The sequence below is a fragment of the Pseudovibrio axinellae genome (genome assembly GCF_900110875.1).
GTDB lineage: Bacteria > Pseudomonadota > Alphaproteobacteria > Rhizobiales > Stappiaceae > Pseudovibrio > Pseudovibrio axinellae.
On the sequence record NZ_FOFM01000014.1, the window covers coordinates 37,806 to 64,073 of the forward strand.

26 protein-coding genes are annotated in these 26,268 nt (G+C 50.5%); 15 read left to right on the plus strand and 11 right to left on the minus strand.

The window, feature by feature from the left end; all coding sequences use genetic code 11:
- Positions 1-122 precede the first annotated feature (122 nt).
- From rnr to rpmG, 5 genes are all read left to right on the plus strand, one after another.
- The gene (gene rnr / locus BMZ51_RS20230; RefSeq protein WP_068010376.1) at positions 123-2,387 is read left to right on the plus strand and encodes a ribonuclease R; all 2,265 of its coding nucleotides are present in this window, start codon (positions 123-125) and stop codon (positions 2,385-2,387) included.
- 5 nt (positions 2,388-2,392) lie between these two features.
- Complete coding sequence (locus tag BMZ51_RS20235) at positions 2,393-2,851, plus strand: DUF983 domain-containing protein (RefSeq protein WP_338061223.1); 459 nt, start codon at positions 2,393-2,395, stop codon at positions 2,849-2,851.
- A 3-nt stretch (positions 2,852-2,854) separates the two neighbouring features.
- A complete protein-coding gene (locus tag BMZ51_RS20240; protein ID WP_068010379.1) occupies positions 2,855-3,616 on the plus strand; it encodes an NUDIX hydrolase in 762 nt (253 codons plus the stop codon).
- A 123-nt stretch (positions 3,617-3,739) separates the two neighbouring features.
- Positions 3,740-4,921, plus strand: a complete 1,182-nt coding sequence (locus BMZ51_RS20245; RefSeq protein ID WP_068010381.1) for an MFS transporter — start codon at positions 3,740-3,742, stop codon at positions 4,919-4,921.
- A gap of 156 nt (positions 4,922-5,077) precedes the next feature.
- Positions 5,078-5,245 carry a 50S ribosomal protein L33 gene (gene rpmG, locus BMZ51_RS20250; protein WP_068010383.1) on the plus strand — a complete coding sequence of 56 codons (168 nt, stop codon included), beginning with the start codon at positions 5,078-5,080 and terminating at the stop codon, positions 5,243-5,245.
- Positions 5,246-6,185: 940 nt separating this feature from the next.
- Here the strand turns inward: rpmG and BMZ51_RS20260 are convergent.
- Positions 6,186-6,557 carry a response regulator gene (locus BMZ51_RS20260; RefSeq protein ID WP_068010387.1) on the minus strand — a complete coding sequence of 124 codons (372 nt, stop codon included), beginning with the start codon at positions 6,555-6,557 and terminating at the stop codon, positions 6,186-6,188.
- Positions 6,558-6,710: 153 nt separating this feature from the next.
- Here BMZ51_RS20260 and BMZ51_RS20265 point away from each other — a divergent pair, with 153 nt between their 5' ends.
- From BMZ51_RS20265 to BMZ51_RS20275, 3 genes are read left to right on the plus strand one after another with little or no spacing between them, the layout of a single operon-like run.
- Entirely contained in the window at positions 6,711-7,016 is a 306-nt protein-coding gene (locus tag BMZ51_RS20265) for a DUF3572 domain-containing protein (RefSeq protein WP_068010388.1), read from the plus strand.
- Positions 7,003-7,683, plus strand: coding sequence for a hypothetical protein (locus BMZ51_RS20270; RefSeq protein ID WP_068010389.1), 681 nt, complete (start codon positions 7,003-7,005; stop codon positions 7,681-7,683). The genes BMZ51_RS20265 and BMZ51_RS20270 overlap by 14 nt, the downstream gene beginning before the upstream one ends.
- A gap of 30 nt (positions 7,684-7,713) precedes the next feature.
- Positions 7,714-9,012 carry a DNA polymerase IV gene (locus BMZ51_RS20275; RefSeq protein ID WP_068010391.1) on the plus strand — a complete coding sequence of 433 codons (1,299 nt, stop codon included), beginning with the start codon at positions 7,714-7,716 and terminating at the stop codon, positions 9,010-9,012.
- A 7-nt stretch (positions 9,013-9,019) separates the two neighbouring features.
- On the opposite strand, the gene BMZ51_RS20280 is transcribed toward BMZ51_RS20275, so the two are convergent.
- Positions 9,020-9,946, minus strand: coding sequence for an EipB family protein (locus BMZ51_RS20280; protein ID WP_082825737.1), 927 nt, complete (start codon positions 9,944-9,946; stop codon positions 9,020-9,022).
- Positions 9,947-10,251: 305 nt separating this feature from the next.
- On the opposite strand from BMZ51_RS20280, the gene BMZ51_RS20285 reads away from it, so the two are divergent.
- The 4 genes from BMZ51_RS20285 to BMZ51_RS20300 all read left to right on the plus strand — a co-directional run bounded on the left by BMZ51_RS20285 (position 10,252) and on the right by BMZ51_RS20300 (position 13,439).
- On the plus strand, positions 10,252-10,719 hold the full coding sequence (locus BMZ51_RS20285) for a RidA family protein (RefSeq protein WP_068010393.1): 468 nt from the start codon (positions 10,252-10,254) through the stop codon (positions 10,717-10,719).
- Positions 10,720-10,754: 35 nt separating this feature from the next.
- Complete coding sequence (locus tag BMZ51_RS20290) at positions 10,755-11,546, plus strand: glycerophosphodiester phosphodiesterase family protein (RefSeq protein WP_068010395.1); 792 nt, start codon at positions 10,755-10,757, stop codon at positions 11,544-11,546.
- Positions 11,547-11,557: 11 nt separating this feature from the next.
- The gene (locus BMZ51_RS20295) at positions 11,558-12,820 is read left to right on the plus strand and encodes a GNAT family N-acetyltransferase (protein ID WP_068010396.1); all 1,263 of its coding nucleotides are present in this window, start codon (positions 11,558-11,560) and stop codon (positions 12,818-12,820) included.
- 190 nt (positions 12,821-13,010) lie between these two features.
- Entirely contained in the window at positions 13,011-13,439 is a 429-nt protein-coding gene (locus tag BMZ51_RS20300) for an HIT family protein (RefSeq protein WP_068010399.1), read from the plus strand.
- Positions 13,440-13,742: 303 nt separating this feature from the next.
- On the opposite strand, the gene BMZ51_RS20305 is transcribed toward BMZ51_RS20300, so the two are convergent.
- From BMZ51_RS20305 to BMZ51_RS20330, 6 genes are all read right to left on the minus strand, one after another.
- Positions 13,743-14,537 (minus strand): N-acetyltransferase, encoded by a 795-nt coding sequence (locus BMZ51_RS20305; RefSeq protein ID WP_068010401.1) that lies wholly within the window; start codon positions 14,535-14,537, stop codon positions 13,743-13,745.
- An 81-nt stretch (positions 14,538-14,618) separates the two neighbouring features.
- Positions 14,619-14,966 carry an AzlD domain-containing protein gene (locus tag BMZ51_RS20310; protein ID WP_068010402.1) on the minus strand — a complete coding sequence of 116 codons (348 nt, stop codon included), beginning with the start codon at positions 14,964-14,966 and terminating at the stop codon, positions 14,619-14,621.
- Positions 14,963-15,727, minus strand: coding sequence for an AzlC family ABC transporter permease (locus BMZ51_RS20315; RefSeq protein ID WP_068010404.1), 765 nt, complete (start codon positions 15,725-15,727; stop codon positions 14,963-14,965). The genes BMZ51_RS20310 and BMZ51_RS20315 overlap by 4 nt, the downstream gene beginning before the upstream one ends.
- 169 nt (positions 15,728-15,896) lie before the next feature.
- Positions 15,897-18,344, minus strand: coding sequence for an ATP-dependent Clp protease ATP-binding subunit ClpA (gene clpA / locus BMZ51_RS20320; protein WP_068010407.1), 2,448 nt, complete (start codon positions 18,342-18,344; stop codon positions 15,897-15,899).
- A 12-nt stretch (positions 18,345-18,356) separates the two neighbouring features.
- On the minus strand, positions 18,357-18,686 hold the full coding sequence (gene clpS / locus BMZ51_RS20325) for an ATP-dependent Clp protease adapter ClpS (RefSeq protein WP_068010454.1): 330 nt from the start codon (positions 18,684-18,686) through the stop codon (positions 18,357-18,359).
- Positions 18,687-19,357: 671 nt separating this feature from the next.
- Positions 19,358-19,690 (minus strand): phasin family protein, encoded by a 333-nt coding sequence (locus BMZ51_RS20330; RefSeq protein ID WP_068010408.1) that lies wholly within the window; start codon positions 19,688-19,690, stop codon positions 19,358-19,360.
- Positions 19,691-20,079: 389 nt separating this feature from the next.
- Between BMZ51_RS20330 and BMZ51_RS20335 the strand changes: the two genes are divergently transcribed.
- Positions 20,080-21,534 carry a D-alanyl-D-alanine carboxypeptidase gene (locus BMZ51_RS20335; RefSeq protein ID WP_068010410.1) on the plus strand — a complete coding sequence of 485 codons (1,455 nt, stop codon included), beginning with the start codon at positions 20,080-20,082 and terminating at the stop codon, positions 21,532-21,534.
- Positions 21,535-21,554: 20 nt separating this feature from the next.
- On the opposite strand, the gene BMZ51_RS20340 is transcribed toward BMZ51_RS20335, so the two are convergent.
- Both BMZ51_RS20340 and BMZ51_RS20345 read right to left on the minus strand, forming a co-directional pair.
- Entirely contained in the window at positions 21,555-22,259 is a 705-nt protein-coding gene (locus BMZ51_RS20340) for a J domain-containing protein (protein WP_244271426.1), read from the minus strand.
- 30 nt (positions 22,260-22,289) lie between these two features.
- Positions 22,290-23,012, minus strand: coding sequence for a vWA domain-containing protein (locus BMZ51_RS20345; protein WP_068010415.1), 723 nt, complete (start codon positions 23,010-23,012; stop codon positions 22,290-22,292).
- Between the two features lie 272 nt (positions 23,013-23,284).
- Between BMZ51_RS20345 and panC the strand changes: the two genes are divergently transcribed.
- Positions 23,285-24,127, plus strand: coding sequence for a pantoate--beta-alanine ligase (gene panC, locus BMZ51_RS20350; protein ID WP_068010456.1), 843 nt, complete (start codon positions 23,285-23,287; stop codon positions 24,125-24,127).
- A gap of 108 nt (positions 24,128-24,235) precedes the next feature.
- Here panC and BMZ51_RS20355 read toward each other — a convergent pair whose 3' ends face one another.
- Positions 24,236-24,682 (minus strand): DUF1489 family protein, encoded by a 447-nt coding sequence (locus BMZ51_RS20355; RefSeq protein ID WP_068010417.1) that lies wholly within the window; start codon positions 24,680-24,682, stop codon positions 24,236-24,238.
- A gap of 227 nt (positions 24,683-24,909) precedes the next feature.
- On the opposite strand from BMZ51_RS20355, the gene BMZ51_RS20360 reads away from it, so the two are divergent.
- A complete protein-coding gene (locus BMZ51_RS20360) occupies positions 24,910-25,824 on the plus strand; it encodes an alpha/beta hydrolase (protein WP_068010419.1) in 915 nt (304 codons plus the stop codon).
- Positions 25,825-26,268: the final 444 nt, after the last annotated feature.

Sequence of the window (26,268 nt, forward strand, 5' to 3'; positions counted from 1 at the left end):
GACAACGAAACAAAGGCTCCCGAAATTTCGGGAGCCATTATCGGCAGCAACACTGCTGTACTGGATGAGATAAATTGAGCCGAAAAAAGGCCGCTGAAAAACGACATAAGGGACCGGCAGAAATGCCATCCCGCGAAGACATTCTTAAGTTCATCGCTGATAATCCCGGCAAAGCTGGCAAACGTGAAATCGCCCGCCATTTTGGCATTGTTGGCGCAGCACGAATTCCCCTTAAACACATGCTGAAAGACCTGGCCGCAAGTGGTCAGCTTGAAAGACGCCGCAAACGCTTGTTGCGCCCTGGCGATCTGCCGCCTGTTTTTGTTGTGAAGATAACCGGGCGCACCGCCGATGGTGAACTTCTGGGCATTCCACTCAATTGGGATAAGGACCACGGAGATGCGCCACTCGTTCTGGCGCTCCCGCAACAAAACAAAAATAAATTCAACCCAGTTCCTGGCATCGGCGACAAAGCCCTCGTTAAGTTACTGGAGCAGGACGCAGGGCCTGAGGCAAAACATTGCGTGCGCGTGATGAAACGCCTGGAAAACAACGATACCGACATACTCGGCATCCTGCGCATCAACGAAGATACAAAAGCCGTCAGACTGGAACCAATCGACCGCAAGCAGCGTGAAGTCGATATCGATCCGCGAGAACTTTTGGAATCGCAGGATGGCGATCTCGTCAAAATCGAAGTTCACAAGGTCGGCAAATACGGTACCGCACGCGGAAAAATCGTCAAACGTATTGGCTCAACCAGCTCAGAAATGGCCGTTTCTGAGATTGCACTCCACACACAAGGAATTCGAAACGAATTCCCTGGGTCAGTGACTGCAGAATCTGAGAACGTAAAACCTGCGACCTCCAAGGGCCGTGAAGACTGGCGCGATATTCCCCTTATCACAATTGATCCGGCAACCGCCAAGGATCACGATGATGCAGTTTACGCGCAACTTGACGATTCTGCAGACAATGAAGGTGGCTGCATTGTCTACGTCGCGATTGCAGATGTAGCAGCCTATGTAACCCCAGGCTCACCGCTGGACAAAGAAGCACTGCTGCGCGGCAACTCGGTCTACTTCCCTGACCGCGTTATCCCGATGTTGCCAGAGCGCATCTCCAACAACTTGTGCTCACTACGCGAAAACGAAGACCGTCCATCCTTGGCCACGCGGATGGTCTTTGACAAGAACGGCAAAAAGATCTCACACTCATTCCACCGTGTGATCATGCGCAGCGCCGCCAAACTGTCTTACCAGCAAGCGCAAAAGGCAATTGAAGGCGTAACCGACGATAAGACCGGACCATTGCTGGAAACCGTTCTTCAGCCACTTTGGGCTGCCTATGAGATCCTCAAGCGTGGTCGCGACAAACGCCAGCCGCTGGAACTCGATATTCCTGAGCGCCGCATTCTGCTCAAAGAAGACGGAACCGTCGACCAAATCGTTGTGCCAGAACGCCTTGATGCACATAAGCTCATTGAAGAGTGTATGATTCAGGCCAACGTGTCAGCAGCCGAAGAGCTGGAAAAGCGCAGCACACCACTGCTTTACCGCATCCATGATGCCTCCACGCCTGAGAAGCTGGAAAACCTGCGGGATTTTCTCTCTACTCTAAACGTAAAACTGCCTCATATCGGTGGTTTGCGAGCTGCCGTCTTTAATAACATTTTGGACAAGTTCAAAGACACAGCCAGCGCGACAATGGTGTCTGAAGTTGTGCTTCGCTCACAAGCACAAGCTGAATACAATCCAGACAATATCGGTCACTTCGGGCTGAACCTTCGCCGTTATGCACACTTTACATCACCCATCCGCCGTTACGCGGATTTGATTGTGCACAGAGCTCTCATTCGCGCTTTGAAGCTTGGCGATGATGGCCTGCCTTATGGCATCGAAGAGAAACTTCCCGCTATTGCAGCCGAGATTTCCGGCGCAGAACGCCGCGCAATGCTCGCAGAACGCGAAACCATTGACCGGTTGATTGCCCTGTATCTTTGCGACCGAATTGGCGCTGAATTCCAAGGCCGCATCGCAGGTGTGACCAAATCTGGCCTGTTCGTGAAGCTGCTACAAAATGGCGCAGACGGCTTCATTCCTGCATCTACCATTGGTATGGATTACTACGAATATGTAGAATCAGCTCATGCCCTCGTGGGCAGAGCGACCGGTGAAACCTACCAACTTGGAGATGCCGTGCAGGTCAAACTGGTGGAAGCCGCCCCATTTGCGGGTTCCTTAAGGTTTGAAATGCTGACGGAAGGCAAATCCAAGAGCGAAGCAGCAGGACGGGTTGCGAAGCACAAGGGTTGGCAAGCAAGAAACGATAGCAAGCCAAAAGGGTTGCGCCGGTCCAAAAACGGAAACAAGCGGAAGCGCACGTAATCTGCGTGCACTCCCCTGCTCTTATAGGACGGGAAAGGCAGGAAGATATGAGCACCCATCAAGACCGGAATACCGGTGAAGCAGTTCTGCGAGGAATGCGCTGCAAATGCCCATCTTGCGGCGTTGGCTCTGCTTTCAACGGCTATCTGGAGGTGAAGCAATCCTGCGACAATTGCGGTGAGGAATTGCACCACCACCGCGCAGATGATGCCCCGCCATATTTCACAATCTTCATCGTTGGTCACGTCGTTGTTGCGCTCGCCATGTGGGTGGAGATGGCGTACGTACCTCCAATGTGGTTACATATGGCAATCTGGCTTCCTTTAACGCTCATTATGGCATTGGCATTTCTTCGTCCGATTAAAGGCGCATTGGTTGGCCTGCAATGGGCACTACGTATGGATGGCTTTGCAACAGCGGGCAAAGTACCTAGTTTTGGCTCAACAAGAGCCAATCAGAGGTAGCGGATGTCAACACAAGACCTGACCAACGAAGTCAAAGTAGAGCGAACAGAAGAAAACAACGATCCGAAAGCTCAACCCTTGAGGCCAAAAGACGCTTCAACGCTGCTTATTTTGGACCGCAAGGAAGACGGATCCTTGCACCTACTCATGGGCAAACGCCATATGGCGCACAAGTTCATGCCGGGTAAATTTGTCTTTCCCGGTGGTCGGGTCGATTCTGATGATTCTCGCGTGCAATATGCAAGCGATTATCATCCAGACGTTCTCACCAAGCTGAACTACGACAAAAAGCAGATCAAAACAGAAAGCCGCCTGCGCGCACTGGCAATTGCTGCCGTTCGTGAAACCTACGAAGAAGCGGGTCTGTTTATCGGTCGAAAGTCAGTTGCTATTGAAGGCACCGTCGGACCTGGATTTGAAGCGTTTGATGAACTTGGCATTATGCCGGATCTGGAACCACTGCGCTTTGTTGCCCGTGCAATTACGCCTCCGGGTCGCACACGGCGCTTTGATGCACGTTTCTTTGCTGTGTGGGCAGACCAGATCGCACACACGCTGGAAACAGGCATTGGCCCAACAGAAGAGCTGGAAGAACTTCAGTGGCTGCCAATTGCGCAATGCAAAGAGCTGGACCTTCCACGCATCACGCTGGCAGTCCTGACGGATCTTGAGAACCGTTTAGCAAACGACCCTGACCTGTCTCCAGATGGCCCTGTGCCCTATTATTACTGGAAACAAGACGGCTTCGCCCGCGAAGAAATTTAGGCTTTATTCATCCAAGGCGCAACGAGCCAATATCGCAGAGATACTATTTGTTGCGCCTTGTACTTTTCCTGATAGAACCAGATAAATCACTTGCTCCCTCAGAGCAGAGAAACTGTGATGTAAATGGTTCAGACATCAGACACTGCAGCCCCCACACTCTCCCGTGATCAGCTCCGCGGCATCATCGCAGCAATCGCAGCAATCACCGCTGTCGGCCTTTCCCTATCCGCAAGCCTGCCTCTTTTGACGCTCACCCTTGAAGCGCGCGGGATCAGTGCCACATGGATTGGCATCAATACAGCCTTTTCCGGCGTCGCTGCTATCATCTCCACCCCGACAGCCCCCTACCTAGCTCGCAAGCTGGGCACGCCTCAGACACTAATCCTAAGTCTTCTGATTGCAGGTTTCACCCTCCCCCTGTTCTTCTTGGCGGAAAATTTCTGGATTTGGTTTCCACTGCGCCTCATGTTTAACGGCGCGACAACAATTGCTTTCATTCTTTCAGAATTTTGGATCAATTCTCAAGTCCCCCCAAAACACAGAGGGCTTTTTCTCGGGGCCTACACAACGGTGCTCTCGGTTGGAGTTGCCAGCGGGCCGCTGATATTGGTCGCGGTAGGTACAGTAGGCATCACACCGTTCCTGTTAGCAGGCAGCTGCATCATGCTTGCAACGCTCCCGGTCATGATCGGACTTAATGTTGCGCCAAAGATTCAAGGCCAAGCAACTTCAAATCTCTTAGGCTTCTTGTGGATGGCCCCAATTGCCACACTGGCAGGTTTTGTCTGTGCAGCTGTCGAACAGTCCAGCATTTCGCTACTTCCATTGTTTGGCTTACAAACCGGCTTAACCCCAGAAAGGGCAACTCTGCTTGTCTCCGCAATGGCAGCGGGCAACATACTGCTACAAATCCCACTCGGTGCGCTGGCTGATCGTATGAGTCTCCGATTGCTCATGATCTTTTGCGGAGCCTTAGGATGCGTAGGTGCCTTACTCATGATCCCACTTTCTGGCAGCTTTACAGCTATCCTCATCCTTTTGTTTGTCTGGGGAGGCCTCGTCGCAGGGCTTTACACCATCGGCCTCACACACCTTGGCACACACTATACAGGGGCCAACTTAGCCTCCGCAAATGCTGCGTTTGCGCTTATGTATGCGATGGGACAACTGACAGGCCCAGCAGCCACCGGAGTTGCTCTATCAGAGCTGGGTTCCAACGGACTTCCATTGATATTTGCTGGAATCTTGGGTGTATATGTCATTATATGCCTGATAAGAAGAACAAGAGTGGGCGCAGGACCCTAATGCACCTTGACTTTCCTCCTGTGATTAGTAATGTGCGCGCTGAATTCCCAAAGTTTCACCGGAAGCGCACCCAGCCCAGCGAAGGTGTGAGGGTGCCACCGGGACGAACAAAACAAACCGGCCACTTAAGGCCGAAAACAGACAGGATCCTTAGCGATGGCCAAGGCGACCACCATTAAGATCAAGCTGCAGTCCACTGCGGACACCGGCTACTTCTACGTAACAAAAAAGAACTCCCGCACCATGACCGAGAAAATGGTGAAGCGTAAATACGATCCAGTCGTAAAGAAGCACGTTGAGTTCAAAGAAGCCAAGATCAAGTAAATCTTGTCTCCAGATTGAATTTACAAAAAGGCGTTTGCATTTTTGCAGACGCCTTTTTTGTAGGCACCCTCAACCGACCAACGCCCTCTCCCACAGATACAGCACAATGTCGGGCACGCACCAAAATCAGGTAAGCCATTTAATTTTCAGGGCTCAACAGGGTTTCTTCACACACGTGAAAATGTGCAACGTATAGTACTCACATCAGCGCAGACACGGCTCTATCGAAGCATGCCGCACTCTTTTAAATATTGAGATACTAACCTGTTAGCTTGCACCTCAATGACCAACCACCCTCCTCTTCCAGCCACACATCTGCATCGCCATGCAGCCACGACGCAGCAATTGCAAACAGCGCAGAGCAACAGCCAATTATGAAGAGGTTTTTGAGATTTGGGAAACTGGTGGCCGGCGAGAACCGGATGACACGAGGAGGCCACTCAGAACCCGTACACTCGCCGGCCAACCCCACGGACCCAGGAGATGCGGCGGACCTGAGCGCTCCGTAGGGAGTTTATGCAGCAGTATTGCAGGGATTTTTCAATCGACCAATGAGCAATACCGCGAATTTGCAGTCATGCATTTCAAGAAGCAGATGATATCGTATATCACCATCGCAACATTTACGACTTTAGTAAAGCTTTAAGGTAATTGCGCTCCTGAAAATAAAGGGGATTCCTGACCTATACACAAAAAAAGGAAACAAACCACCAACTCTCAAGAGGCATACGCACAGGAATCACAGAGCACACACAAAGATCACTCGGTGATTTCATCTAGTTTGAAAGACCTAAGACTTTTGACATAGGTCTTTCACCCCATGAAAACTAAGTGTACCGCACCATATACTAACGCGTTGCTTATTTGGGAAGGCATCAGCTTGCGTTCTAGCTAAGCACAATTTGATAATCAGCCAAAAACGAGAAGACTTACAGTTGCCTCAGCTATCTTGAAGGAAGCCAGAAACAGTCTCCAGAAAGCTCACGACAGATATCGGCTTGGAAATATAGGCCTCACACCCGCCCTGGCGAATGCGTTCCTCATCCCCTTTCATCGCAAAAGCAGTCACAGCGATCACAGGAATGGCCTTCAGGTCTTCATCCTCTTTGATCCATTTGGTCACCTCCAACCCCGACACCTCCGGGAGCTGAATATCCATCAAGATCAAGTCAGGCTTATGTGTACGGGCAAGCTCAAGTGCCTCCATACCATTGCGCGATTGAACGGTAGCGTAGCCATGAGCTTCAAGCAGATCGTTAAATAGCTTCATGTTGAGTTCGTTATCTTCAACAATCAGCACGGTCTTTTGCATTAGTTTAGTCCTGCACAGAATGCTGCCCCAAAAATGGTTTAGCCATAAATAAAGGTGTGGTGCAGCCGCTCAACGACTGGCATTGGAACAAGTCCCACACTAAATTTCCTGATACATAGTTAATTCGGATTCGTTTCAGAAAGGCAAACACCAATGAATTTAGGCAAAACCAGCAGTTTGACCGAAGATACTGCACAGGAAATTGCAATTGGTGCCCTTACATTTCTTAGCAGCGACCCAGAACAGCTGGGCCGCTTCCTGTCCTTAGCCGGAATCGGACCACAAGAGATTCGCGATGCAGCAGCCGAGTCTGGTTTCCTGGCGGGAATTTTGGAATTCATGATGCAAGATGAGCAACTTTTGCTGGCCTACACAGAAAGCGCTGGCATACGCCCGACAATGATTGCCGCTGCACATCTCAAACTTGCCGGAGGCGTTGATTACTTTGCCCAATATTGAGAGCTCAAACACAAGCGCATTGCAACAAATCAGCCTCATCGAAAAACGCGCTCACCCGCTCCTGATCTGTGACGTGGATGAAGTCCTCTTGCAGTTCATACCGCACCTTGAGCGCTTCATGGCCCAGCGCGGCATTGCGTTTAAAGAAACTGCATATCGCCTCAAAGCCAATATGATTGATATACGAACAGGTGAATATCTGAGCGAGCAAGCTTGCATGACGGTCATTCATGATTTTTTCGAGAGCGAAGTCAGCAAACAGGAAGCTGTACCCCACGCATCAGATCAGCTTGAACGATTGTCCAAATACAGTGATATCGTGATCCTGACCAATTTACCTGGCGCTCACAACAAAACCGCCCGCCAAGCCCTGCTCAAAAGCCTTGGAATGGACTACCCGCTTATTACCAATGAAGGCCCAAAAGGTGGCGCAGTTGCGGCCCTTTGCGCAGAACGCGCACACCATCCGGTGTTCTTTATTGATGATAGCCCCTCAAACCTCCTCTCCGTTAGCAAGAACACACCGCAGGTGCAGCTTGTCCACTTCATAGCCGACCCACGCTTTTTTGCGACGGCTGGAGACCTGCCTTACGTTGCTCTAAAGAGCAATTGCTGGAAAGAAACCGGCGATTTCATTGAAAACCTACTGGTCGCTGCGGTAAAGTAAGACAGCAACTCCGTTTGAGGTTAAACTGTCATGGAGAATGAGGGCACACCACCTCTCAAAGCGCTGTGCAGGGACTGCGCACAAAGGTTCAGGGCAGATCTGAGGCGCTGCCCGAAATGCGGAAGCCCGCGCATTGTTGCGCACGCAGAACTAGACACGCTAGAAATTGCACATATCGACTGCGATGCTTTTTTTGCCTCCGTCGAAAAGCGGGATAATCCAGAACTCTCAGACAAACCCGTAGTCGTTGGCGGCGGTCAACGCGGCGTCGTCTCCGCAGCCTGTTACATCGCCCGCATCTACGGCGTACGCTCTGCCATGCCCATGTTCAAGGTGCGCGAACTGTGCCCACAAGCCGTTGTGATCAAGCCACGCATGGAGGTTTATTCGCGCGTTGGCCGTCAGATTCGTGAGGAGATGGAAAAGCTAACCCCGCTCGTGGAACCTCTTTCCATTGACGAAGCATTCCTCGATATGTCCGGCACACAAAAACTACATGGCGCAACACCAGCAGAATCACTTGTGCGGTTTGTCGTCAAAATCCAAAAAGAAATCGGGCTTTCAGTTTCCGTTGGCCTGGCCCCCAATAAATTTCTGGCAAAAATCGCATCAGACCTCGATAAACCTCGCGGATTTTCCGTCATTGGGGAACACGAAAAGAAAGACTTCCTCGCCAGACAGCCAACAAGTGTCATCTGGGGTGTAGGTAAGGTCTTTCAGGCCAAACTAGAACGAGACGGCATCAAAACCATCGGACAGCTGCAAGACAAAGACCCATCAGACCTTGCCCGTAAATATGGAGCCATGGGCCTGCGTCTTTCCAAACTCTGCCAAGGAGAAGATGAGCGCACCGTCTCTACGAACCGCGAAGCCAAAAGCATCAGCAACGAAACCACATTCTACACAGATATCGCAGATGTCGCCATGCTTTCAAAAACCCTATGGGATTTGACCGAGAAGGTTTCCTACCGCACCAAAAAAGCAGAAAAGTCCGGCAGGTCCGTTACGCTAAAACTGAAAACGAGTGAATTCAAAACCATCACTCGCTCCAAAATGCTGCACGATCCCACACAACTTGCAGACAAAATCTTCCGCACTGCAGAAGACCTGCTTAGCAACGTGGCAGATGGAAAACTACGCTTTCGCTTGATTGGTGTTGGCGTAAGTGACTTGGGACCAGCAGATCAGGCAGACCCGGAAGACCTTTTGGACGAGCAGGCCGGCAAACGCGCGAAGGTAGAAAGAGCCATGGACACTTTACGCGGCAAATTCAACGACAGCTCAATCGTCTCACTGGGGCGCTCTATCAAATCGCGAGACAAAGGCTAAACATCCTTTAGCGCTCTGGCGCGCTCAATTGTACCTCACCAGAAACACTGCCTGCTTGGCCGTTCGCAGAAGGCCGCTCACAACGGCCCTCCAGAGCAACAGGCTTCAGCTCCAATTCCACCAAAGCACCCTCCAGCTCAAATGCCCCGTAATTGAGATTCATGCTTCTTGTCACCCCGTTTTCATGCAGCACGCTCCGCAACTGGTAATCTGGAACCTGCTCCCCCTTGGCTTGGTCACTGAGGTTAAAATAGGCGATTGAGATTGGCCAAGCATCCATCGTACCCAAAACATCAGGCAGAGAGACCCGGTCAGTGCGCGGGTCCAGTGGGTCTGCTAGCTTTTTACCAACAACCGTACTGGCTTCAAACAGCTGCTCACCCGTCACACTTCCATCGTAGAGCAGCGAGACCATGAACTGATGCCCGCTGGCAGCGCCATCAATGACACTATGCAAGTGCTGCAAAGGAAACATGATCGGCCCGTCAAAACTCATCTTCTTCTCATCAGGCCCCACCAGATCCACATCAACCTTGGAAGCTTGATGGTCCGCAGTCCCTTGCGCCTGCTCGGTCAGCAAATCATCAATGAAGGTTTTGTAGGTAAAGGAAAGCCGTGAGTTATCAGGTGCTTCAAAATAGGAGCTACGCAGATCAGTAACGGTTCGCCCTCCAACCTGATCAAAGCTCAACACCACAAATCGTAGATCCACGGAAAAGCCATCACACACCGAACCAGAAAGTTCATAGACCATTCGGCCATTGATATCAGCTATATCCACGCCATTTTGGGCACTGGAGAGCCGCATATCATAAACAGCTTTGTGAGGCTGAAGCTGAGCTGCATTTAAGGAGGCTGAAGACAATAGCAAACACGCAAAGAAGGAAGAACCGGCAAGCCCGCAAAGGTAACGTCTCTGGTACACTTTCAGCATTGAAACTCCGATCATATCGGAACAAGAACATATGAGCATGCCCCTCTTCCATCCTTGAAGAGTGCATAATCACTGCCACCAACGCAAACTTCCCACCAAGGAAATCACAGCTAGGGTAAATCTTTCAAATTGGATACACGTTTCACATTCAAACCATGCCCTTACACCCTTGCCACCAAAATGATTCTAGTATGAGTTTGCAACGTTTTTGACAAACCAGAGCATTGTAAAAAGATCTGCTCTTGAGTTTTCACCTAATTATATCACTTAATGAGAATAACGTTGTGCAACCAAGGGAAAGTCAAATGTCCAACACAATTGAACAAAATCTCAATAAACTTGGCGTTACACTACCGCAAGCTGCTGCACCGGCAGCCAATTACGTTCCATTCGTCAAAACAGGAAACCAGCTCTTTATCTCCGGTCAGTTGCCGATGCTGGACGGAAAAATCGCAAAAGTCGGAAAGGTTGGCGTAGACCTAAGCACCGAAGATGGCGTTGAAGCTGCTCGTCTTTGTGCAATCAACTTGCTTGCACAGGCAAAAGCAGCAACAGGTGACCTGTCCAAAGTGGTACGCCTTGTCAAAATTGTTGGCTTCGTCAACACCAATGGTGACTTTGGTGATCAGCCAAAAGTAATCAACGGTGCCTCTGACTTCTTCGTTGCCGCAATGGGTGATGCAGGCCGCCATGCACGCTCCGCAGTAAGTGCAGCCTCTCTGCCATTTAATGCAGCCGTTGAGATTGAAGCGATTTTTGAGATTACCGACTAAATCCGAGCTGGTTCTGCCAGAATAGATCCCTATTAATGAAAAAAAACACAGAAGATTCCATGCAAGATCTCTCTTGGCTCACCAACCGCCCGATCGCACATCGCGGCTTCCACAACAAGGAAGCCGGCATATTAGAAAACACCCCATCAGCGGTTCGGGCTGCGATTAAAAACAACTTCGCCATCGAAGTAGACCTTCAGCAAACCAAAGACGGTCATGTCATTGTGTTTCACGACCCCTACCTTGAGCGTCTGACACATGGCAAAGGCAACGTTATAGACTTTGACTTAGCTGATCTGCGCAAACTATCCATGCGCGGCTCCTCCGACCCAATGTGGACACTGGACGAACTGCTGAAGCTGGTGGATGGACAAGTTCCACTGGTAATCGAGATCAAGACACTGCGCCTTGAAGAGGGCCAGCAGGACTTCATTAAAACCATAGCGGCAGCCCTCAACACCTATAGTGGCCTTGCAGCGATAAAGTCCTTTGATCCAAAGATGCTTCGAACCATGAAGGAAGTTGCACCCAGCATCCCGCGTGGCTGCATCTCCATGACCACACTAGGCCCTGAAGAGCACAAGCATCTGGAAGCTCGCGAGATCGAGAACATCTCTTGGATGCTGCACATGTCCGGCACAGATCCCCACTTCATCTCGTTCTTTGTGCATGATCTTCCTGCCGAAGGCCCAAGCTTCCTAAGCGAGTTCTATGGCCTGCCGATCATGACATGGACAGTCAAGACCAAAGAAGACAGAAACAATGCTGCAAAATACGCTGATCAGATCGTCTTCGAAGGCTTCAACCCGGACACTGATCCACTCTAGGGCCGACTGATTTGTCAGATACTCCAACACCAGTTCTTAAAGTCCTCTCGTCTCTGGACGAGATCCCCGCAATTGATTGGGACGCGCTTGCTAATCCAGGCGCACCGTCAATCAGCTATGATCAGCAGGACTGGATTGTTTCACCTGAAACGACCCCACATGAATCATCGGAAAAATCTGAATCAGTTTCTCAAGAAACCGAATTCAACCCAATGTTATCACATGCCTTTTTGCAGGCACTTGAAGAAAGTGGCTGTGTGGGCTGGGACGCGGGCTGGATTCCTCAACACATCTACTGGGAGGCAGATGGCAAGCCGGTCGCTGCCATCCCAACCTACGCCAAAAGCCACAGTCAGGGCGAATACGTTTTCGATCACCCATGGGCAGAGGCTTTTGAGCGGGCTGGCGGCAATTACTACCCCAAACTGCAAAGCTCCATCCCATTTACACCCGTTCCCGGCCGTCGTTTACTCATCTCTCCTTTTGTAAACCGGGCCAGAGCTGTCAAAGTGCTAACCGAAGGCCTGAAGGAGCTGACACACAGGATCGAAGGCTCCTCTGCACATCTGACATTCCTGACAGAGCAGGAATGGAAGGAACTGGGAGACCAGGGCTTCCTGCTGCGCACAGACCAACAGTTCCACTGGGAAAACAACGGTTATTCCGATTTCGAGAATTTCTTGAACGCCCTTTCCTCCCGAAAGCGCAAAAGCATCCGTAAAGAGCGTAAGACCGCTCTGGAGCACTCAATTGAGATTGAGTGGATCACGGGGTCAGAAATAACAGAAAGCCACTGGGACGCGTTCTATGAATTCTACATAGATACGAGCAGCCGCAAGTGGGGTTCACCTTACCTCAATCGGGAGTTCTTCTCGCTGCTCGGTGAGCGCTTGTCAGAACACACCTTACTGATCATGGCAGAACGAGAGGGCCGCTACATCGCAGGCGCTCTCAACATGATTGGCAACAACACGCTTTATGGCCGCAACTGGGGCTGCATTGAGCACCACGACTGTTTGCACTTCGAGATCTGCTATTATCAAGCCATTGAATTTGCACTGGCAAAAGGATTGAAGCGCGTTGAAGCTGGTGCACAGGGAAATCACAAACTAGCGCGTGGCTACATGCCAAGTCTCACCTATTCCGCACACTGGATCGCAAACCCTTCGTTAAGACATGCGGTTGCACAGTATCTTGACCGGGAGCGCGACGTTGTTCTGCAAGAGCAGAAAATCCTAGCGGAGCACGGCCCGTTTCGCCAAAACACCCCCTAGAATTCACTTTAAAATGAAGACTCAAACACTTGGAGAGACTCACGAATCTCCTTGAACTTGAATCAGTTTGTGAACTTGACGAAAGTTCTCAACACCAACCAGATCGCAACCTTTGATTCTCATTGGGCATTCACAAGTGAATCACGATATGTATGGGTCCAAACACTTTGAGGCGATTAAGGACCCCATAATGACCAAGTCTGCATATGACGATCAGAACATTTTTGCAAAAATTCTGCGCGGTGAGCTACCAAGCGAGACAGTGTTTGAGGACGAACACACCCTCGTCATCATGGACATCATGCCACGCGGCGACGGTCATATCCTTGTTTTACCAAAGAACAGCTCACGCAATATTCTCGATATCGCTGAGGCTGACCTCTTAGCAACCATCCAGACAACGCAGAAAATGGCAAAAACCGTAAAGAAAGCCTTTGATGCGGACGGCGTAACGATCCACCAGTTCAACGAAAGCGCTGGCGGGCAGATGGTATTCCACACCCACTTCCACGTTATTCCGCGCCACAAAGGCGTATCCCTTCGCGCTCACAGCGGTGAGATGGAAGACAGCCAGGTCCTCAAAGCCAACGCCGACAAAATCCGCACAGCGCTTTCTTAAGCCACTGGCACTCAGTTTAAAATTCACTCATTTCACTTAAAACAACCCCGCGCAGATCTCTCTTAGGCCGCGCGGGGCTATTCATTTCAACTGAAACAACCGCCTTCACAAAACAACAAAAATGAATCCTATTTCAATCAGTTGCCCTAATTAACTGAATCACTTCATCAGCTGGACTAGGCACATCGATTCACTTGAAATGACCACCTCTCTGGCCTGCAATTTTGATCCTATTACAATGCACTAGCCCGCACACTTGAATCAGATCCTCAGACACACCCAAAGTCGATTCACCTGAAATCATCAGCTCACTTCTACAGACACTTTCGCATCCAGCGCCTTTTGCATGATCTTATCGAAGCGTGAATCCATACAAACGCTCAAGTCTGTCGTCACAAATTTCCCACTCCAATAGAGCGAGAAAATCGTGGCAGGTGTCGGAGCTCCCTGCGCTTTTTCCAGCGTATCCAAATGAACGATCTTGAGCGGCAACCCACGCTTTTGCGCAGTATCTTTCAGGTTCTGCAACACATGGTGATCGGTGAATGGGCAGCGATTGGAGTAGTACGCAACCAGCCCCTCCCCCTTTGGCCCGTCCCCTTTTTGAACTACCTCAGAGAACGATGCCGAACCAGATTGCCCATCAACACCGAGCCGTAACAGCTCAATGCCCTCCATAGAGGCATCGCAGACCTCAAAGCCTTGCCGCTTAAACCATTTACCATCTGAAAGGAAAGGCAGCTTCTTCGCACCAGCAATCGTGACCAGACCCGTGGCACCTGCTTGACGCGCTGCCTCAACGGCCTTGGCCAGCAACGCTTTGCCATGGCCTTGCCCTTTGTACTTTCCTGAAACCCAGAGACAGTTCACTAACAAATGCCCAGGAGCAACCACAGGCGCCCAGGCAGCTTCCGCCGGACCAAACTCAATGAACACCTTCGCGCGCTCATCCAATCGAATGAACTGATAGCCCGACGAGAATCGCTGGCTCAACCAACCCTTCTTCAACTGGTAGCCCTGTGCACATTTCTTGTCTGAGATCGCACAGCAGATATGCTCGTCAAAGATAGTCTGCTCACTCAATGCAATATAAGTCATCGTCAGCTCCTGAGTCCCGACCCTACGTTAGAGCCGGAAACAACGATCAACAATGCGGGCGATCAAGCATAGCAAGATCCGTTAAAGCAAAAACAACCAACCACCGATCAAAACAACCTCAGCAGAAACAATGCCCGCCATCAGCCGGTCGTTTAGAAGCTTGTATCCAATGACCCCTCCTATGACAGCAGCAAGACGCAACCAAATCGGCGCATCGCCTAAAACCCCGTCAGGGAAAAGAATAAGGCGTGAGATGATCCCGGCAATAAGCGCGGTTGCCACCGCCCTCACCCAGGCAAACAGCAAGCTGTCCTCCCGCAGGCGGCCTGCGGCCACAACGCCAAGCCAGCGCCAGCACTCAGTTGCAAGAAAACCTGCAACAACGATCATGACATAGGGCCACCACCACTCTTGAGCGAATGCAGTCATAGCTCAGCCCTCTTCGTCGCAAACAGCCATGCCACGAAGGCAATTGTTCCACCGACGAACCCGGTCAGCAATAAATCAGCGCCGGGGAACAGCAGATAAAAAACAGGTCCCAGCACAAGCCCCAAACCAAGAGCAAGCTTGTCGCCGCCAGTGCGTGAGGCCTGATACATAGAGAACATAAAATAGACTGGTGTCAGCAGCACCAGCCCGGCAGCAAGCGGCGGCGGTATGACAGGCAAAGCCATGTAGAACAGTGCAGTAGAGCACAGCACCACAAAATGAACAGTCCCACCAAAACCTGCAAAAAACGGCAGTCGTGCAGCGCGCGGTAAATCAGGTAGGTTGCGCATTGCAAACACCCAGGCCGTCACCGCAACAAAGTGAGAAGCGATCAGGAGGTGCCACAACTTCGTGCGCTTGCCATCCCGCAGTATTGGAACAAGAGCAACGGTCATTGGCATCAAACGAACCGCAGACAAAGCAACAGCAATCGCAGCTGGAATAAGACCAACACCTGCGCTCAGCGCTCCTGTCAAAACAACGATGCTGGGCAAAGCCCACATGAGGAGGCTCATCATCAGAACCTCAATCAGCGTCAGACCAACTTCGCGGGCCAATGAAGTAAAGCCAACAAACGCCATCATCAAAATCAACGTCGGCAGGCAAAACGCACCAATAGCACCCTGACGGAACCAATAGGCACCGCCTTCAAATTCAGAGGGGTCGTCATCCTCTGCAGCTTCAATATTTTGGTTGGTCATTTACGAACTCAAAAGGAAGGAACCGAACCATGGATCTGGCCCGTGAACTCAAGGTGGTTAGCCCAGGTAAGCCTGCGTGCACCACGTTAAGTATTTTAGTTCTTGCAGAAATATCATACAAAAAAGCCGAAGCAAGTGCCTCGGCTTTTTCTCACTAAAATATTGAGGACTAATCCGCTATCGGAATTCCGGGAACATCGCCACGTTTGGCAGCTCCCTTTCCTGTGCGTGGCACACCCGATTTCCCCTTAGCCTTGGGGGCAGGCTTTTTCCGCGCACCAGTTTTAGCTCTAGCCGCCGGACGCTCCTCGACGGTTTCAAGCAGCAGACCTTCCAAATCCTCGGAGACAGACACCTTCACAGTGCCTCCTTTCTGAAGCTTTCCAAACAGCACTTCATCAGCCAGCGGCTTCTTGATGTGCTCCTGAATGACACGGCCCAGCGGACGCGCGCCCATCGTACGGTCATAACCCTTCTCAGAAAGCCAGACCACCGCACCCGGTGTCAGCTCAAAGGTTACGTTGCGCTCTGCAAGCTGAGCTTCCAGCTGCATAACGAATTTCTCAACCACACGATGGATAACTTCATTATCCAGATTCGCAAACGGAATGATCGCATCAAGACGGTTCCGGAACTCCGGAGTAAACATCTTGGTGATCGCTTCCATATCATCGCCTTCACGCTGCAAACGGTTAAAGCCGATTGGGGCTCTCGCCATATCTGCGGCACCAGCGTTGGTGGTCATGATCAAAATCACATTCCGGAAATCAACAGACTTACCATTGTGGTCAGTCAGCTTACCGTGGTCCATCACTTGCAGCAGAATATTGAATAGGTCAGGGTGAGCCTTCTCAATTTCATCCAAAAGCAGCACGCAATGTGGATGTTGATCCACCGCATCGGTCAACAAACCGCCCTGATCGAACCCAACATAGCCCGGAGGCGCACCAATCAAACGAGAGACTGTGTGCCGTTCCATGTACTCAGACATGTCAAAGCGCACCAGCTCCACACCAAGAGTAGATGCCAGCTGGCGGGCCACTTCCGTTTTACCAACACCAGTTGGACCGGAGAACAGATAGGAGCCAATTGGCTTATCAGGCTCACGCAAGCCTGCGCGGGCCAGCTTGATGGACGCAGACAACGCTTCAATCGCAGGATCCTGACCATAAACCACGCGCTTCAGGCTATCTTTCAGGTTGGACAGAACTGCTGCATCATCCTTAGAGACAGATTTCGGCGGTATCCGTGCCATTGTCGCAATAGTAGCTTCAATTTCCTTCAGCCCAATCGTCTTGCGACGCTTACCTTCCGGCAGCAACATCTGCGAGGCACCGGACTCATCAATCACATCAATTGCCTTATCCGGCAGTTTCCGGTCAGCAAGATACCGAGAAGACAACTCCACAGCCGCCTTAATCGCATCATTGGTGTATTTGATGTTATGGAAGTCTTCAAAATACGGTTTCAACCCACGCAGAATCTCAATCGCATCTGGAATAGACGGCTCGTTCACATCCACTTTCTGGAAACGACGGACAAGAGCACGGTCCTTCTCAAAGAACTGTCGATATTCTTTATAGGTCGTAGACCCAATACACCGAATCGTTCCAGAAGCCAGCGCAGGTTTAAGCAAGTTGGACGCGTCCATAGCACCGCCCGAAGTCGCACCAGCGCCAATGACGGTATGGATTTCATCAATGAACATGATCGCACCCGGATAATCTTCGATTTCCTTAACGACCTGCTTCAAACGTTCCTCAAAATCACCGCGATAACGAGTACCAGCAAGCAGTGAGCCCATATCAAGCGCAAAGATTGTCGCGCTCTTGAGGACCTCAGGCACATCACCAACGATAATCCGTCGTGCGAGCCCTTCTGCAATTGCAGTTTTACCAACACCGGGGTCCCCCACATAAAGAGGGTTGTTCTTGGCGCGGCGGCACAAGATCTGAATAGTCCGAGAAATCTCTTTCTCACGCCCAATCAGCGGATCAATTTTACCTGAGAACGCCTTCTCATTGAGGTTTTGGCAATAAGCCTCAAGCGCCTCTGTTTTTCGTTTGGTCTGTTCTGACGAACCACCCGATGGAGGCGGCGGCATGTTTACGCTCGGATTACTGCCACTGTCGGCATCTTCATCAACACCACGCACCTGGCGCGGCTCAGACAACCCTGCCCGTTTTGCAATACCGTGAGAGATGTAATTGACGGCATCGTACCGTGTCATTTCCTGTTCTTGCAGGAAGTATGCAGCATGGCTTTCGCGCTCCGCGAAAATAGCAACGAGCACATTGGCACCAGTAACCTCTTCGCGTCCGGAAGATTGAACGTGAATGACAGCGCGCTGAATAACACGCTGGAAACCGGCAGTTGGTTTTGAATCATCATCCCCGTCAACAACGAGGTTCTCAAGTTCACTATCAATGTATTCTACAATGCTTTTTCGCAGTTGCTCGAGGTCAACATTGCACGCACGCATAACCGCAGCAGCATCCTGATCATCAATTAATGATAGCAGCAGATGCTCCAGGGTCGCATATTCCTGATGGCGCTCATTAGCAAACGCCAAAGCTTGATGGAGAGCTTTCTCCAGACTGCGAGAAAATGACGGCACAGGCGCCCCCTATTACTTTTTCTCCATCACACATTGTAACGGATGTTGGTGTTTTCGGGCGAAATCCATAACTTGCGTGACCTTCGTCTCGGCCACTTCGTAGGTGAAGACTCCACACTCCCCTACGCCATGATGATGAACATGAAGCATGACCTGCGTTGCGTCTTCGCGGTCTTTATGGAAGAACCGCTCCACCACGTGGATCACAAACTCCATCGGTGTAAAATCATCATTAAGCAGCAACACGCGAAACAAACTGGGCCGTTTTATTTTCGGCTTAGGCTTTGTAACGGTTATCGTCCCGCCATCATCATCATTATCCAGGTCGAAATCGCTGCTCATAACTTCTCTTTGTCCTACAATGTATAACGCAGAGGACTTTATAGTATTTAAACGTACCCCCCACGAATTCAAGGGATATGCATTTTCATAGGACACACCAACAACTCCAGAAAAGTCAAACAGTGTTTCATGTTGCGTTTCATTATATATGGGAAGCGTCAATTTATCTCCCTTAAGAACACGCACTGCTTGTTGTTGGTCCCTCATTCACTCTCTCGCTGCAGCATTATTCTATCTCTACGCACTCTGAGATACGCCACCGGCCCCAATGCCCTAGCTCAGTCACCAACAGCTGCATCAAATGTTCCTATCAGATCAATTAATTGCAGGAGTTTGAGGCATATTCACGTCTCTCTCTAGCTTTAATACCGATTATTCCCCGAGCAAATTCCAAAATGCAAACCATTATGCAAGGAAAAGGACCAGATTACCCGAAGGGTTAACCTCAGCTCCCAACGTAAGAACGACGTATCGCCGGTGTGAAACCGGACAAAAAATATCTGCAAACCTTAACTGCGTAGAATCACAGTGCCTTGAGAAGTGATTGAAAAAGAAAGATAGGTTTTCAGAAAATGAAAACAACCGACTCAACCGATTTAAAACAGCACAAAGCAAAAAGCCCGAAGCAGTGACCTGCTTCGGGCTTTCAGTGTAAATTATGCAACAGATGACTACTTAGCAGTCATGGTGAGCATATTCTCGTAGGGCTTATATGCGTCCTTGGCCACTTCAGCATACATTTCGCCAATCTTTGTGGCCTGACCAACCATGTTCTCATAGCTTGCCTTCGCAAAATCCGCCTGAGCTTCCATAGCCTTATCGATAGACTTAGCGCTTACGACTTTTTCAATCGCAGAGTTACTCTCTTCAATGGACTTCTTAGAGTAGTCTGCAACCTCAGCCGAAATTGCCTGCATTCCCTTGGAAAAGACACCAAAGCTTTGCATAGCGATGTCCATGTTATCTTTTCCAAGCTTCTGAATATTCTCAAATCCTGTGACCATAAAGATTCCCTCATCAATTGGGCGGCGCCGGTATTTCGATGATTAGGTTTTGTCTCTTGGGGAGCAAACGCCACATGTCTCAACCTTACGCAGCGATATTATGCAGTGCACAAAATTTGTCAAGCCTTATATCGCACTGCAATATTATGGAAAGACAGGAGGCTAGCCATCAACAAAAACAGATAAAAACAGATTTTTTGCAAACTACCTTCGCACATTTACTGAATTGTAACTGTAATCGCATCATTCTGGGTATGAAGCGAACGGAGGGGAGCCAACTGAGCCGCATTTTGTGTGGTTGAGTTTTTCTGGACACATCCTCCCGATGCAATCATTTTTTTTAGTACAGAGCGCGTAAACCGCCATATTGCTCACGGGGCGAAAAGAACATGGGTCTGCGTAATTTTGGGCCATTTGGGCGTCTAAAAAAGGCATTAGGACAAGCTGTCGGCATACTAGCCGTCTCATTAGCACTCGCTACAGCTCCGTCTGTTGCCCAGGCAAATGCCAAATATGCAGGCATTGTCGTGGACGCCAAAACCGGCAAGGTTTTGTATTCCAACAATGCCACAGCAAAACGCTATCCAGCGTCCACCACAAAGATCATGACACTTTACGTGCTCTTTGAAGAGTTGGAAGCTGGTCGCATCTCGCTCAATACCAAGATGAAGGTCTCCCGATACGCTGCACGGCGCCCACCAACCAAGCTTGGCTTGAAGGTTGGCGGTTATTTGCGCGTTAAGGATGCGATCTACGCGCTCATCACCAAATCTGCCAATGATGCGTCCACGGTGATTGCCGAACACATCTCAGGCTCAGAAACAGCCTTTGGCCGTCGCATGACTCAGACCGCCCGTTCAATCGGCATGCGTAACACGATCTTTAGGAACCCTCACGGCCTTCCTAACTCCAAGCAAATCACAACCGCAGCTGACCTTGCTCTGCTCGGTCGCGCGATCCAAGATCGCTTCCCGAAGTATTACAAATACTTCAACACCCGCTCCTACACCTACGCAGGACGCCGGATGGGCAACCACAATAAGTTACTTGGACGCGTGCGCGGTGTTGACGGTATCAAGACCGGCTATACCAACGCATCAGGCTTTAATCTGGTCACCAGTGTAAAACGCGACAATCGTCAGATCGTAGCTGTGGTCCTTGGTGGACGCACCGGCAGAAGCCGCGACGCGCAAATGGAGAAATTGATCAGCCAGTATTTGCCAAAAGCATCCCGCGGTCGTCGCACTGCGCCTATGCTTTACGCAGGCACAAAGCGCTATCAATTCCCAAGTGTTGCTCCAGCAGTTCCTGTTGCTAAAGCAGGCACACCAAACGTGAAGCAGCCTACATTGCTCGCCTATGCAAGCCCGACTGGCACGACGCCAAGCTCAAAGCCAACGGATCCGATTACCAAGATGCTTGACCAGCAGGCCAACAAGCCCGCTCCGGCAGTTCGCAAACAACTGGTTGCCAATTCGCTAGCTGCCCCTGCTGTGGTGGCCTCTGCAAAATTGCAGCAACCAGCAGCAACAACCGCGCCATCTTCAGTTTCGATCGAACGCAAGATCGCAAGCCTGAAGCCAGAGGACATCGACACCTCCGGCTGGCACATTCAAATTTCTGCGACCGACAGCCAGGATAAGGCTATCAAGATTCTGGAAAATGCGCGCGCAGCGGCAGGAAACGCCCTACGCAACAAGCGCATCTACACAGAGCCGGTCAAATCCAAGACTCAAACTCTATACCGCGCGCGGTTCATAGGGTTTGAAACCAAAACAGCAGCCTGGGATGCTTGTGCCACACTCAAAAAGGCCAAGTACTCCTGCTATGCCGTCTATCAGTAACTAGTATCGTCACGGTGAGTCTAATGTCTGTTGAGAAGCCTATCCTTCGCCTCGTTGAGTTTGGAAGCCAGGAAAGCAGAGCCTCCACTATCGGGGTGCAAACGCTTAATCAATCTGCGGTGGGCAGCACGAATGTCGTCCGTGGAAGCGCCCGGCGCAAGTCCAAGAACCTCGTAGGCCTCCTTTTCAGTCAGAGCGCTCGAGCCAGACGTGTTTCCCTGCCCCGCTGTGGAATCCGCCTGGAAGTCTACACGCCAGTTGGAGAGCCTGCTGTCGAGGTAAGCTTCGAGTAGCGCAACACTGTCTCCATCCGGCTGCACGTCGCGCCATAAAAGCTTAAGTTCGCCAATTTGAAGTGAGCTCAACGCGCGACCCGTAAATGCACCGGCAAGCACTTTGCCTTCAAGTTTACGGCTATCGTGATCCAGTTCCATATGTAAAAACTTGGAGGATATTGTCGAGGTTTGACCTGCACTCTTAGCAGCGCCTCCCAGTCCGCCAAGGGAAAAGCCCCCGGGAAACTTAAAACTCTGCGCTGAGCCCCATCCCAAAAGGGAAAGTGCAAAAGCTGCGAGCGGTAGCGCAACAACATACCTGCCCGTAACTGCAAGAAACGCACAAAAGATCAGCAACACAATGCCGATCAACATTTTCATGACTTCCGCCAGTTTCGTGGGGTTAGATTGTGTCAGCGACTTTGCAATGAAATAGAGGATGGCAAGCACCAATCCTCCTAAGACCAAATAGCCCATGTATTACCCGAGGTGTTCTATCAAGAGTTGAGCACCTTTATGCCCCGATTGTTCAAGCTGCTCAAGGGCCTCTCTGCCCCCCGCGGAAAATGTTGCGATCGCAGCAAGCAATCCGCGCAAACTGGCAGCAGATCCCTCGCCAAAATTCATGTAGATTCCATTGCTCAAGCGTGCAATCTCGCGGTAATTCTCTTCCGCAACATGATCCTGGCCTTCCTGAAAAATGAAAACCGGCACGCCAAGCAACCCAAGTTCTCCAGCCCGGTCACACACACGATCCGGATTTTCTTCCATGCAGTCGCCGATATAGACAACGGCCTGAACTCGTTTGTTCCGGGTTTCGCTCAAAGCATGGTCCAGCACTTTCCGAATCTGCGTCCGGCCTGCCTGAACTCTGATTTTGCGCATCATCGCGCCCAGTTCTTTTGAATTGCTAACCCAGCGAGACGCCTTGCATTCTCCAAAACCACGAAAAAACACAAGTTGCACGTCAAGAGACCCAACCCGACCGGCCTCAATAAACATTTCCTCTTGCAAATGGCACGCCTGATCCCAAGTGGGTTGGCGGCTCATCGTTGCATCCAGCGCAAAAATCAACCGGCCCCGTTCACTCTCACTTGGCGCTGCAACAGCACGCTTGGCGGCCTCCAAAAAGCTGGAAAGATCACTCGCATCCTGAGCCTTTTTACTCAAAAAACCTGGCCGTTTTGAAAGTTTGTCTGACATGCGCGCACCTGTAGTCACATCTTAAAGGAGTGTGGTAGTTTTTTCTTCCAACAAGCTCCCCGGTTTTGGGACAGATTGCTCATTTATCTACCTAAAGACCAATACCCACTATTGGTGCAATGAGAGCAATCACAAAATCTGCTAAAACACGTTATATCAGGTCCTGCTTGCATTTGGGTTCAACAGTTTCTGATCAAACCCATTTCCAACAACACATAATAATAACTGCAACAGCAAGAAATAACGGGATGAGTTCCGATATGGAGACGCCTATGAGAAATCTCCCAGACGTATACCGCGGCATCGATGACCTGCGGAACGCACTTTCTCCTCTAAGACGAGAAGGCAAAACAATCGCTCTGGTACCAACAATGGGAGCTTTGCACGCTGGCCACCTTTCACTGGTTGAAAAGGCAAGCGAACAAGCAGACATCGTGATTGTATCTATCTTTGTAAATCCAAAACAATTCGCACCGGGCGAGGATTTTCAAAGCTATCCGAGGACAGAAACTGCCGATCTGGAAAAACTAGCGGACTACGGCGTATTTGGCGTGTTCGCGCCAAACGCAGCAGAAATGTATCCGAACGGTTTTGCAACATCGATCCAGATCGAAGGTCCAGCCCTTGGGTTGGAAACTGACCATCGGCCACACTTCTTCAACGGCGTTGCAACCGTTGTCGCCAAGCTGCTGCTGGCAGTTATGCCGGACACCGCCATCTTCGGTGAAAAAGACTACCAGCAACTTCGCGTCATCAAACAGCTAGCAAGAGACTTACATCTTCCAACGAAGATCATAGGTGCGCCAACAGTGCGGGAAGAGGACGGCTTGGCCATGTCCTCACGCAATGAGTACCTGGACAATAACGAGCGACAGACTGCAAGAACAATCGCTGAAACGCTAAAGACCGCACGTAATGCCCTGCACAACGGCGAAAGCTGGATTGACGTGCGCAAAAAAGCTCTGACTGTTTTAAAACTCTCTGGCTTTGCGACAGACTATTTTGAGCTGAGACACAAAAACCATCTTGGCACGCCGATTGACGCAAAAGGTGCCCGCATTTTGGTCGCCGCCAAAGTCGGCAGCACCCGCCTGATCGACAACATCGAAGTTTAAAGCTCATTCACAAACAGTGAGCACCAGCTTTCGGGCAAAACCACCTGAGCTATCAGGGATCAAGACACGTCTTCGGGTAATTGAACAAATGATCCGGAGACGTCTGCCTTAGATCAGGCAAAGTTCCTGTAACTCGCGGCGCATACCCTCTGGCATTTCGGCAAGTTGATCGCCATCCAGCATCGGCCCGCCTACATCAAGTGGCGCATCGGATGCTTTCAGGTAACGCCAGCCTTGAAAGGGTCGGCGCGGCTGGAAATGCGTTTGATGGAGAAAAGGCTCCATCACAAGATCGCAGCTCTTTTTGCCAGCATCATCTTTGTGTACGCGAATATCAATTAGCTTCTGCCGAACCTGAACATTGCCCTTGATCACCCAATACAGCGACCCGCCATCAAGCAATTCATCAATACGCGTGGGAACCATGCGAGTGGTATGGATCTGCTCAGCGCTCAGCCCTTGGGACAGAGCCAGAATTTGGCGCTGCTCAATATAGCCGCGCAATTGATCAACGCTTTCCACGCCAACACAAAGTTTTACCAGATGCAGTGTCATTGCGTTGAAATAGCAGCTCAACAGCAGAAATGCCAGTCAAAGCAGCTTTCAGACCTAACGCATTGCACAACCATTGCAAAGCACGCCGTGCTGCGCAAACTGGCACAGCAACAAAGGAAAGAAGAGAAAATCTCCCCTACTATATATGGTAGTAAATCAAAATATAACAAGAATTGCGCGAGTTCGCCGAAACTGAGTAAAAATAGACCCCACTCAGGAGAACCGCCATGCCCACTTATTGCAAACCAGTTACCCCACTCGGACAAGTGCCGATCCTTGGAGCAAAAAGGTTTCGTATCTGGTCCAGCAATGTCCAAGCATACTTTATTATCGATGTCTGTGAGCCAAGTCCTCTCTTAAAAAGAAGCGGGCCCTCTCCGCTACTGCTCGTGACCGATGGCAACCTATGTTTTTCATCTGCAACATCAATTTCCAAAGCCCTTGCTTTAGAACCAGACGGACCACCGTCCATGACCGTTGTTGGAATAGGCTATGATGTCGCTGGTGCAGGTGAAAACGCCGAACATCACACCATCCGCAATCGCGACCTCACCCCCTGCCAGGACAAACGCTTTGAGGCCATGATGCAAAAGGCACCTGCGCCTTTCACATGGAGGGAGGATATTAAGCCCGGAGGTTCTGAACGTTTCCTGAGCTTTATAAAGGACGAACTCACACCATGGCTGATGTCGCAGTTTAATATCGACCCCACCGACCACACCTTAGCGGGCACCTCACTAGGCGGGCTATTTGCCCTCAACACTCTTATGACACAGCCAACTGCTTTTGAGCGCTATATCGCCATAAGCCCGGCCATCTGGTGGGCCAACAACTACTTGATGGATTTGGCGCAAGGATTTGAGATCCCCCGCACTGACCGCCCCATCACTTTGTACATGGCTGTTGGAGAGCGTGAAGAACGACAGGATCCAAATGCAAAAATGGTAACGAACCTGACCAAATTTGCAAAGCGCCTAAAAGAGCGCAAGCTGCGCGCTCTAAACTTCAAAACAGAGATACTACCCGATGAAACTCATATGAGTGTGTTTAGCCCTGCCCTTGGCAGAGGGTTACGCTCCACGTTTGCGCCCCAGTCTCGGGATGAAAGTTGGGCAAATCTGGATGTAGTGGAAACCCCATAGTCAAACAAAAAGGGATGCAGACATATCATCTGCATCCCTTGTCAAAATCCACGTTTAGCAGTCGATGGAGATTAACTGCCGGCACCTGCAAAGACATAGAGCAGTGCCATAACGCCGCCGAGCGTTGCGATAGTCCACACCGTGAACCCCCAGCAGGACTTCTGAATTTCGTGATCCATAAAACACCGTTTGATGGTTGATATAGGTGCGCCGAGGAAACCCCGTCAGCACAGGGCGCACCGAATATCCCTTCTTCTGTGAAAGTGCAACAGAAAAACGGTAAAAACGGGTCACCAGAGTGCCGCACCCAGTCCACAGTGCCCCCTACATATTACCTAGTCAGATATACCTAATCCATTAAATCTAATAACTACAATATGTTATGGTACATTAGACTTACTAAAACTATCGATAACTCCAAATTAGTGACCCTGCTTTTTTTTG

What these genes read in the sequence shown, in the direction of transcription:
- rnr (WP_068010376.1), top strand. Translation starts at nt 123, where the DNA reads ATGCCATCCCGCGAAGACATTCTTAAGTTCATCGCTGATAATCCCGGC.
- BMZ51_RS20240 (WP_068010379.1), top strand. Translation starts at nt 2,855, where the DNA reads ATGTCAACACAAGACCTGACCAACGAAGTCAAAGTAGAGCGAACAGAA.
- BMZ51_RS20245 (WP_068010381.1), top strand. Translation starts at nt 3,740, where the DNA reads ATGGTTCAGACATCAGACACTGCAGCCCCCACACTCTCCCGTGATCAG.
- rpmG (WP_068010383.1), top strand. Translation starts at nt 5,078, where the DNA reads ATGGCCAAGGCGACCACCATTAAGATCAAGCTGCAGTCCACTGCGGAC.
- BMZ51_RS20260 (WP_068010387.1), bottom strand. Translation starts at nt 6,557, where the DNA reads ATGCAAAAGACCGTGCTGATTGTTGAAGATAACGAACTCAACATGAAG.
- BMZ51_RS20265 (WP_068010388.1), top strand. Translation starts at nt 6,711, where the DNA reads ATGAATTTAGGCAAAACCAGCAGTTTGACCGAAGATACTGCACAGGAA.
- BMZ51_RS20275 (WP_068010391.1), top strand. Translation starts at nt 7,714, where the DNA reads ATGGAGAATGAGGGCACACCACCTCTCAAAGCGCTGTGCAGGGACTGC.
- BMZ51_RS20280 (WP_082825737.1), bottom strand. Translation starts at nt 9,946, where the DNA reads ATGCTGAAAGTGTACCAGAGACGTTACCTTTGCGGGCTTGCCGGTTCT.
- BMZ51_RS20285 (WP_068010393.1), top strand. Translation starts at nt 10,252, where the DNA reads ATGTCCAACACAATTGAACAAAATCTCAATAAACTTGGCGTTACACTA.
- BMZ51_RS20290 (WP_068010395.1), top strand. Translation starts at nt 10,755, where the DNA reads ATGAAAAAAAACACAGAAGATTCCATGCAAGATCTCTCTTGGCTCACC.
- BMZ51_RS20300 (WP_068010399.1), top strand. Translation starts at nt 13,011, where the DNA reads ATGACCAAGTCTGCATATGACGATCAGAACATTTTTGCAAAAATTCTG.
- BMZ51_RS20305 (WP_068010401.1), bottom strand. Translation starts at nt 14,537, where the DNA reads ATGACTTATATTGCATTGAGTGAGCAGACTATCTTTGACGAGCATATC.
- BMZ51_RS20310 (WP_068010402.1), bottom strand. Translation starts at nt 14,966, where the DNA reads ATGACTGCATTCGCTCAAGAGTGGTGGTGGCCCTATGTCATGATCGTT.
- BMZ51_RS20315 (WP_068010404.1), bottom strand. Translation starts at nt 15,727, where the DNA reads ATGACCAACCAAAATATTGAAGCTGCAGAGGATGACGACCCCTCTGAA.
- clpS (WP_068010454.1), bottom strand. Translation starts at nt 18,686, where the DNA reads ATGAGCAGCGATTTCGACCTGGATAATGATGATGATGGCGGGACGATA.
- BMZ51_RS20330 (WP_068010408.1), bottom strand. Translation starts at nt 19,690, where the DNA reads ATGGTCACAGGATTTGAGAATATTCAGAAGCTTGGAAAAGATAACATG.
- BMZ51_RS20335 (WP_068010410.1), top strand. Translation starts at nt 20,080, where the DNA reads ATGGGTCTGCGTAATTTTGGGCCATTTGGGCGTCTAAAAAAGGCATTA.
- BMZ51_RS20345 (WP_068010415.1), bottom strand. Translation starts at nt 23,012, where the DNA reads ATGTCAGACAAACTTTCAAAACGGCCAGGTTTTTTGAGTAAAAAGGCT.
- panC (WP_068010456.1), top strand. Translation starts at nt 23,285, where the DNA reads ATGAGAAATCTCCCAGACGTATACCGCGGCATCGATGACCTGCGGAAC.
- BMZ51_RS20355 (WP_068010417.1), bottom strand. Translation starts at nt 24,682, where the DNA reads ATGACACTGCATCTGGTAAAACTTTGTGTTGGCGTGGAAAGCGTTGAT.
- BMZ51_RS20360 (WP_068010419.1), top strand. Translation starts at nt 24,910, where the DNA reads ATGCCCACTTATTGCAAACCAGTTACCCCACTCGGACAAGTGCCGATC.